Raw genomic sequence first — 8,827 nt, 5'->3', positions numbered from 1 at the left:
AGTCCAGCAGTCCAGCAGTCCAGCAGTCCAGCAGTCCAGCAGTCCAGCAGTCCAGCAGTCCAGCAGTCCAGCAGTCCAGCAGTCCAGCAGTCCAGATTATAAGAAAAATACCCAACCAAGTCAATACCAGCAACGATTTATTGCTCCTGAAATTGTAGCTAATTATTTAACCCGTTGCTTGTTTTCCATGTTTGCGGAGGATGTCGGGCTGCTCCCCAAGGGTGCTTTTCTGGACCTGCTGAAAGCGCACCGCGACGACCCCGCCACACTGCAGCAGATGCTGCGCATCTTGTGGGCCGACATGGATCGGGGCGGTTTCAGCGCCGCGCTGGCCAAGCCCGTTCTGTACTTCAATGGCAAGCTCTTCAAGGGCGCGGGAGAAGACGGCTACAGCCTGCGGCTCGCGCCCGAGCAGGTTGACCTGCTCATCGCCGCCGCAAAGTGCAATTGGCGCGAGGTCGAGCCCGCTATCTTCGGCACCTTGCTCGAACGCGCCCTCGACCCCACCGAGCGCCACGCCCTGGGCGCCCACTACACGCCCCGCGCCTATGTGGAACGCTTGGTGCTGCCCACGGTGATCGAGCCCCTGCGCGCCGACTGGGGCAACGCCCAGGCAGCAGCCCTGGTGCTGGCGCACGAAGCCGCCGCGCTAGAAGGCAAGGCACGCGACGCCAAGCTGGCCGAAGCCCGTGCCGAGGTCAAAAAATTCCACCACCAGCTGTGCACCACCCGCGTGCTCGACCCGGCCTGCGGCAGCGCCAACTTTTTGTACGTGACGCTGGAACACTTGAAGCGCCTGGAGGGCGAAGTCGTCAACCAACTGGAGGCCCTGGGCCACACGCAAGACCAGCTCGGCTTTGAAGGCGAAACCGTCACCCTGCAGCAGCTGCGCGGCATCGAGCTGAACGAACGCGCTGCCGCTCTGGCCGAGCTGGTGCTGTGGATAGGCTACCTGCAGTGGCACATCCGCACCCGCGGCAACGCCGCCGTGGCCGAGCCCGTGGTGCACAACTACGGCAACATCGAATGCCGCGACGCCGTGCTGGCCTGGGACGCGCAAGAGCTGGCGTATGACGATGCGGGCCAGTTGCTCAGCCGCTGGGATGGCCGCACCTACAAGATGCACCCCGTGACGGGCGAACAGGTGCCCGACGAAGCCGCCCAGGTGCCGCAATGGCGCTACGTGGGCGCCCGGCAGGCGCAGTGGCCGCAGGCGGATTTCATTGTGGGGAACCCGCCGTTTATTGGGAAATCCGCCGTGCGCGAAGCCTTGGGCGACGGCTATGTGGAAACCTTGCGGAACGTGTGGGCAGAAGTACCGGACAGCGCCGACTTTGTGATGTATTGGTGGCACCACGCCGCCGCACGGGTGGCGGCGGGCCGCTCACGGCGAATGGGGCTGATCACCACCAACAGCCTGCGCCAGACCTTCAACCGCCGAGTGGTACGGGCCGCACTGGACCAGTGCACGCATCTGGAAATGGCCGTTCCCGACCATCCGTGGGTGGACGGCGCCAACGGCGCCGCCGTGCGCATTGCCATGACAGTTCTGGCACCGGGTGCGGGCGAAGGCCATCTGCTGAACGTGACCGCCGAGCAAACCGGCGACTTTGGTGAAGTAGCGGTAACGCTGCAAGAACGGCTCGGGCTGATTCACGCGGATTTAAGCGTCGGGGCGAATGTAGCGGCAGCGCGGCCTTTGCGCGCTTTGGAAGGCATTTCCGGCAACGGCGTCATGCTGGCGGGCAGTGGCTTCATCGTGAGCGAAGAAGAAGCACGGGCGTTTGGCCCATCGCCGTTGGTTCATCCCTACCGCAATGGCCGCGACCTCACCAGCGAGCCGCGTGGCGTACTGGTGATTGACGCCTTTGGCCTCAGTGCCGACGAACTGCGCACGCAGCAACCCGCCGTGTACCAATGGCTGCTGGAGCGCGTCAAACCCGAGCGCGATCAGAACAACCGGCAAAAATTTCGCGATCAGTGGTGGATCTTTGGCGAACCGCGCCGCACCTTGCGCAGAGCGCTTGCCGGGCTTCCCCGCTACATCGCCACTGTCGAAACCGCCAAACACCGCGTCTTCCAGTTTCTGGACGCCAGCATCCTGCCGGACCACATGCTGATCGCCATCGCATTGAACGACGCGTACACCTTGGGCGTGCTCTCCAGCCAGTTCCACATCGACTGGGCGCTGGCGACTGGTTCGCGTTTAGGCGTCGGCAACGACCCGCGCTACAACAAATCCCGCTGCTTCGAAACCTTCCCCTTCCCCGACGAAGACACCGGCCTGACCCCGCCCCTGCGCAAGCGCATCGCCCATCTCGCCGAACAGATCGACGCCCATCGCAAGCGCGTGCTGGCCCCCGAATCCGGCAACACCGGCCTCACCCTCACGGGCATCTATAACGTGCTGGCGGCCCTGCGTGAAGGCCGGGCGCTCACCGCCAAAGAGAAAACCCAGCACGCCCAAGGCTTGGTCGGCGTGCTGCGCGAGCTGCACGACGAACTGGATGCTGCGGTGCTGGCGGCCTATGGCCTGCCCGCCACGGCCAGCACCGACGACATCCTGGCCCACTTGGTGCAGCTCAACACCCAGCGCGCCGCCGAAGAAGCCCAGGGCCGCGTGCGCTGGCTGCGGCCCGACTTTCAAAATCCGCAAAATTCGGTGCGAAAACAGGAGCTGCTGGCGCAAGATGAGCAAGCGCCAGAGGCCGATTTGGGTAGTGAAATTTCGCTATCGAAACCAGAGCAAAAAAAAACCACTCAACACCCCTGGCCGGCCACCCTGCCCGAGCAGGTGCGCGCCGTAGCCGATGCGCTGGCTACCAGCCCCATCCCGCTGACCCTGCCCACCATCGAGGCCCGCTTCAAAGGCCGCGGCCCCTGGAAGAAGGGCCTGCCCACGCTGCTGCAAACGCTGGAGGCGCTGGGGCGGGCGCAGCGGGTGTCTACAGAGAGCACCACGGCTTGGCGCGGTTAACCGGCCGCTACTGGCTGGCAAGCAACAGGAATCCGAGTGAGCCGTGGCGAAACTCGGATTTGATTCAATAAATGCTCTTTTTAAGAAAAAAGAGTATAAATATGATCATGTCTACCGACCTGATCAGCACACTCGCCGCCGCCCGCAAGGCCCACCAGATGACCCAGGCCCAGCTGGCCGAAAGCGCCGGCCTCTCCCGCATGACCGTGCAGCGCACGGAAGGCGGCGACCTGGATCCGCGCTATTCCACCCTGGCCGAGATGGCGCGTGTGCTGGGGCTGGACATCATTGCCGTGCCCAGCAGCCTGCGGCCGAGCCTGGAAGCTTTCGTCCAGGCAGGGGGCAAATTCCTGGGCCAGCCGCAGGGGGTGGATGCGCCGCCCTCGGTGGTGGACAGCCTGAGCCGTCCGGGCTGATCGCTCAAGCCCTGCTGGCCTGAAAGGCGCACCCCATGAGCACCTCCATCCGCTACCTGCGCCTGTACCTGCACCGGCCGCCGCTGGCGGACGGCGCGCCGGGCGGGCGCGAGGCCCTTGGCTACCTCTCGCAGTACGGCGACATCCTGCGCGTGTCGTTTGACGAGGGCTACATCCGCAACCCGCAGCGCCCCACGCTGTCGCTGAGCTTTCAGGGTGCCGACGAGGCGGCCACGCAGCAGATCCTGGCGTCGGCGCGGGACGCGCGGCTGGTGCGCACCGATGGGCGCTGGCCGGTGTACTTTCAGAACCTGCTGCCCGAGGGCCACAACCGCGACCGGCTGGCGCGGGAGCGCGGCTGCAGCCCGGACGACGAGTTCGAGCTGCTGGCCGCCGCCGGCCACGACCTGATGGGCGCGCTGGAGGTGGAGCCCGTGCCCGCGCAAGAGGGCATTCCGGACGTGGTGCGGCACTGGCACACCACCCAGGGGCTGGATGTGCTGGAGCCCGGCTTTGTGGAAGTGCCGGTGCAGGACGCGGCCTCGCTGCCTGGCGTGGTGACCAAGTTCAGCGCGGTGCAGGACGGGCGGCGCTACACCGTGCACCGCCAGGGCGCGGCCGGCAGCGTGATCCTGAAGCTGCCCACCTCCGCCCACCCCGACCTGGTGGCCAACGAGTACGCGGGCTACCAGCTGTGCCAGGCGCTGGGCCTGCACTGTGCTGAGGTGCGGGTCATCACCCGCGCCGAGGCCGAGCTGCCCGAGGCCGTTCCCTTCAAGGAGATCCTGGCCGTGCAACGCTTCGACCACCTGCCCGGCGGCGCGCGCGTGCACATGGAGGAGTTCAACCAGGTCCTGGGCTACACGCCGCGGCAGAAGTATGGCAAGGGCATCCTGCAAGACTGGGCCACCATGCTGCGCGTGCTCAACCGCCTGAGCCGCCAGCCGGTGCAGGACACGCGCGAGTTCCTGGCCCGCATGGTGGCGTTCATCCTGATGGGCAACACCGACGCGCACCTGAAGAACTGGGCGCTGATCTACCCCGACGGCCGCGTGCCGCAGCTCGCGCCGCTGTACGACCCGGTGTGCGTGGCGGCTTTTTTCGAGGGCGTGCCCGAGAACCAGTACGCCGTGAACCGCGCCATCGACCAGACCTTGCGCGCCTTTGGCTGGGCCGACATGGAGGCGCTGCTGAAGTCCGCCGGGCTGCTGCGCGTGCCGCGCCACCTGGCCCTGCTGCGGGACACGGTGGCCACCGCCCGGCAGGACTGGCCCCGGCTGCTGCAGGACGCTCCGGCCTCCCTGCGGACCGTGGTGGCGCAGCGGCTGGCCGGCGGCGTGGCCCTGGCGCAGTGACCCCGGATGCGGTGATCCCCGGGGCGCGGGTTGCACGCACAATGCCCGCACCCGCACCCAAGCCGACGAGCCCAAGCCATTGAGCCTTCGAAAGACCGCCCCATGACCCACACATCCCTTGCGCGGAGCCCGCTGGCCCTGGCGCCCGAGACGGAGATGGGCGCCCTCCAGGTGCCCCACCTCAAGCGCTGCTGGTCGCGCTGGATGGCAGCCCGACAGGGGCACGCCCAGCCCGGCGCCGCCGCCGAAGCCCACCGCACGCAGATCGTGCTGTCCGCGCTGGGCGTGGGGCTGGAGCAGACCCTGCAGCATGTGCTGCACCAGGCGCCGGACTTCGAGGCGTTCGAGGACTGGATCGTGCGCACCGCAGGCGCGCCATCGGCTGCCACGGTGGCCCGCATTCAGGCCCTGGTGGACGGCACGGGCGTGGTGCCCGAAGAGATCGCCCAGCTGCACGCCCAGGTGAACGCCCTGCCCCCGGTGCTCAGTGCCGCAGACCTGGAACACTGGGAGACGCAAGGCTACGTGATCGTGCGCCTGGCAGTGTCCCCCGCCGGCAGTGCCGCCGCCGCACAGGTGGTGTGGGACGCCGTGCGCGCCGATCCCGACGATGCCGGCACCTGGTACGCCCATGCGCCGCGCAACGTCATGGTGCAACTGTTCCAGCACCCCGCGTTCGAGGCCAACCGGCGCTCGCTGCGCATCCACAAGGCCTTTGCCCAGCTGTGGGGCACGGCCGATCTGTGGCGCAGCACGGACCGCTGCGGCTTCAACCCGCCCGAGCGGCCCGGCTATGCATACGGCGGCCAGGGCCTGCACTGGGACGTGAGCCTGCACCCGCCGATTCCGTTCGGAACCCAGGGCATCCTGTACCTGACCGACACCCCACCCGAGCAGGGCGCGCTGACGCTGGTGCCCGGCTTCCAGCACCGGGTGGGCGACTGGCTGGCGCAGCTGCCCGAGGGCGCCAACCCCCGCATGCAGGACCTGAAGGCCCTGAACCCGGTGCCCATCGGCGCCGGTGCCGGCGACCTCATCATCTGGCAGCAGGCCCTGCCCCACGGTCCCAGCGCGAACACGGGCACGCAGCCCCGGCTGGTGCAGTACATCAACCTCACCCCCGCCGAGGTACCCTGCCACGAGACCTGGCTTTAACGGGGGACCGCCCCCCATTTCCGGCGGATCAAATCGCTCCTTTTTTAATAGCTGCTTGCGCTTGTATACCAAGGCCTGGATGGCTTTTTTTCTTGAAAATTCCCGGGTGACGCACCCTCACCCCTCTGCAGCCTTGCCGCGCTTGCGCTGCTCGTACCGCCGCATGAGCGGGGTGACCGAGACGCCATGCACCACCATCGACGCCACCACCACCGCCAGGGTGAGCGACAGCAGGCGCTGCGCCAGGGCCGGCGGCAGCCCGTGGGTGATGGCGTACATGAGGTAGTACACCGAACCAATGCCGCGGATGCCGAACCACGCGATCAGCCGGCGCTGGTTGCGCTGCACTGGCGCCCCCCACAGGCCGGCGTACACCGACAGCGGGCGGATGACCCCCAGCAGCAGCGGGACGAACCACAGCACCTCTGCACCAAACTCCACGGTCGCGAGCAAGGCGCCCACCACCAGCACCACCGCCACTTCGGCAATGCGCTCCAGCTGGGCGTTGAAGCGTTCGACCGACTCCATCAGATAGCCGGAGACGCGGGCCTCCGGGGGCGCGCCTGCACTGTCCCTCTGCGTCGCCGGGGCGTGCCCGGACGGCTGCGCTGCCACGCGGCGCAGCGCCAAGCCCGCAGCAAACACCGCCAGAAAGCCGTAGGCTTGGCACAGCAAAGCCACGCCGTAGGACAAGGCGATGAGGCCCAACACCATGAACTCGTCGGGCCCCAGGGCTTCGCGGCGGCGGATGCGCAGGTACAGGATGGCACGGCCCACCAAGGCGCCCAGCGCGTAGCCGATGGCCAGGCCGCCCAGCACGGCCCAGAGCAGGTCCACCGTCCACCAGCGCCGCCCGGCGTCGCCCAGGTCGTGCAACGACAGCCAGCCCAGGCCCAGCATCACCAGCGGAAAGGCTGCGCCGTCGTTCAGGCCACCCTCCCCCGTGAGCCCGAAGCGCAACCGGTCGCGGTCGCCCGGATCGGACACCTGCACATCGGACGCCAGCACCGGATCGGTGGGCGCCAGGATGGCCCCCAGCAGCACCGCCGCACCCCAAGGCAGCTGCAGCAGTCCCACGCCCACCACGGCAATCGCCCCCACGGTGAGCAGCATCGACCCCGTGGCCAGCTGCAACGGGATGCGCCAGCGCCGGTCGCGCAGCGGCAGCTCCAGCTTCAAGCCCACCGTAAAGAGCGAGATCAGCACCGCGATCTCGGTCAGCCGCTCCAGCAGCGGCGCGTGGCGCAGCGGGTCCAGCTGGAGCAGGCCCAGCCCCGACGGCCCGATGCCCACACCGACCGCGAGGTACAGGATGGCCGAACTCAGGGGCACCCGCGCGATGAAGGAACTGGTCAGCGTCATCACGACCAGCAGCAGCCCCACCAGCAAGAACGCCAGGGCGGGGAGAAGCTCGTCATGCATGTCCATCGCTGCGAAGAATGCGCACCGCCCCACTGTGCGGGCCGCGCGGCGCCGTGTCTGCCGGGCAGCACCGGCCCCCGGTGTCAGCGCGCACGCCGCCCCGGCACGCAGATGCCAGTCCTGCGCTCGGCTTCCCGGGGTACGCGGTGCGAGCCCTGGCATGGCCCGCCGGCGCAAAGAGCCTGCACGCGCGCGCTACCATCAGCCCCTGAGCACGCCCAAGGAAGCTTATGGCCCATGTCCTGAAAGTGAAGTACGAAACCCAGGCCGACGCGCGCATCTGCGAGGTCCCCTACGAGACCCAGGCCGACCTGTGCTGGCACGAGGTGGCCTACGCCACGCAAGCCAGCGGAGACGGGGTGTGGTTCTTCGTGACCTACCCGGACCAGGCGAGCTTCCGGGTGTTTCCGGTCAAGCACCAGAGCCAGGCCGACCTCAAGCTCTTCAAGGTCCACAGCCCCGAGCAGGCCGGCTGGCGCACCAAGGACCACCCGCTGCGCGGCAAGCTGGGATAGCCCGCCGCCGGTCGGCCCCGGTCGGTTCCGGTCGGTCTTACCCGGCCACGCAGGACAGCGTCTGCTCGCCCAGACCCGCACCGCCCAGGCGCATCACGTCGCCGGGTTTCAGGAACTGGGGCGACGGCTTTTGCCCCAGCCCCACGCCCGCCGGCGTGCCGGTGAGGATGAGATCGCCGGGCTCCAGGGTCATGCACTGGCTGATGTACGACACCACCGTGGGCACCCCGAAGATGAAGTCGCGGGTGGAGCCGTCCTGCATGCGCCGGCCGTTCACCTCCAGCCACAGCGCAATGGCGTGGGGGTCCGGCACCTCATCCGCCGTCACCAGCCAGGGGCCGACGGGCGCAAACGTGTCGAAGCTCTTGCCCTTGTCCCACTGCCCGCCCCGCTCCATCTGCCAGGCGCGCTCGGACACATCGTTGGCCAGCACATAGCCCGCCACGCAATCCAGCGCCTGGGCTTCGGTGACTTGGCGCGCGCGGGTACCGATGACGATGCCCAGCTCCACCTCCCAGTCGGTCTTGGCGGCGCCGGGCGGAATGCGCACCGGGTCGTTCGGCCCGCTGAGCGCGGTGACGGCCTTCATGAACAGCACGGGCTCGGCGGGGGGCTGCAGGCCGGCCTCGCGGGCATGGTCCGCATAGTTGAGCCCCACGCACACGATCTTGCCCACGCCGCCCACCGGGCACCCCAGGCGCGGCGCGCCCTCGACGGCCGGCAGCCGGGCGGCGTCGAGCGCTGCCAGCGCTGACAGGGTGCGGGGGTTCAGCTGGGCAGGGCCGATGTCGGGCAGCAGCATCGACAGGTCGCGCAGCACGCCCTGGCCGTCCAGCAGGCCGGGCCGCTCAGCGCCCGGCGGGCCATAGCGAAGGAGTTTCATGGGGAGTTCCTGAGAGCTTGTTCAAAGACTGGGCGGCACAGGCAGCCTGCGCCGCCCCCGCAGCATAGCGGCCTCGCACGGCGCTTGCGCACGCGAATCGCCGG

General features: G+C 68.3%; 7 protein-coding genes. 5 read left to right on the top strand and 2 right to left on the bottom strand.

What is annotated here, in order from left to right; all coding sequences use genetic code 11:
• The first annotated feature begins 139 nt into the window (after positions 1–139).
• The 4 genes from LWW96_RS11955 (at position 140) to LWW96_RS11940 (ending at position 5,903) form a co-directional block, all read left to right on the top strand.
• The gene (locus LWW96_RS11955) at positions 140–2,977 is read left to right on the top strand and encodes a DNA methyltransferase (RefSeq protein ID WP_366117985.1); all 2,838 of its coding nucleotides are present in this window, start codon (positions 140–142) and stop codon (positions 2,975–2,977) included.
• A gap of 107 nt (positions 2,978–3,084) precedes the next feature.
• The gene (locus LWW96_RS11950; RefSeq protein ID WP_291487252.1) at positions 3,085–3,393 is read left to right on the top strand and encodes a helix-turn-helix transcriptional regulator; all 309 of its coding nucleotides are present in this window, start codon (positions 3,085–3,087) and stop codon (positions 3,391–3,393) included.
• A 35-nt stretch (positions 3,394–3,428) separates the two neighbouring features.
• Positions 3,429–4,748, top strand: a complete 1,320-nt coding sequence (locus tag LWW96_RS11945) for a HipA domain-containing protein (RefSeq protein WP_291487241.1) — start codon at positions 3,429–3,431, stop codon at positions 4,746–4,748.
• Positions 4,749–4,850: 102 nt separating this feature from the next.
• Positions 4,851–5,903 carry a phytanoyl-CoA dioxygenase family protein gene (locus LWW96_RS11940; protein ID WP_291487239.1) on the top strand — a complete coding sequence of 351 codons (1,053 nt, stop codon included), beginning with the start codon at positions 4,851–4,853 and terminating at the stop codon, positions 5,901–5,903.
• Between the two features lie 117 nt (positions 5,904–6,020).
• Here LWW96_RS11940 and LWW96_RS11935 read toward each other — a convergent pair whose 3' ends face one another.
• Positions 6,021–7,325, bottom strand: a complete 1,305-nt coding sequence (locus LWW96_RS11935; protein WP_291487237.1) for a sodium:proton antiporter — start codon at positions 7,323–7,325, stop codon at positions 6,021–6,023.
• Positions 7,326–7,555: 230 nt separating this feature from the next.
• Between LWW96_RS11935 and LWW96_RS11930 the strand changes: the two genes are divergently transcribed.
• The gene (locus LWW96_RS11930) at positions 7,556–7,840 is read left to right on the top strand and encodes a DUF6150 family protein (RefSeq protein WP_291487235.1); all 285 of its coding nucleotides are present in this window, start codon (positions 7,556–7,558) and stop codon (positions 7,838–7,840) included.
• Positions 7,841–7,877: 37 nt separating this feature from the next.
• On the opposite strand, the gene LWW96_RS11925 is transcribed toward LWW96_RS11930, so the two are convergent.
• Positions 7,878–8,723, bottom strand: a complete 846-nt coding sequence (locus LWW96_RS11925) for a fumarylacetoacetate hydrolase family protein (RefSeq protein WP_291487233.1) — start codon at positions 8,721–8,723, stop codon at positions 7,878–7,880.
• Between the last annotated feature and the right edge of the window lie 104 nt (positions 8,724–8,827).

The sequence above is a fragment of the Acidovorax sp. genome, assembly GCF_021287135.1.
In the GTDB taxonomy this organism is placed as follows: Bacteria; Pseudomonadota; Gammaproteobacteria; order Burkholderiales; family Burkholderiaceae_C; genus Acidovorax.
Note: the sequence above shows the minus strand (reverse complement) of the source record. Positions and strands in the feature narration are given on the sequence as shown.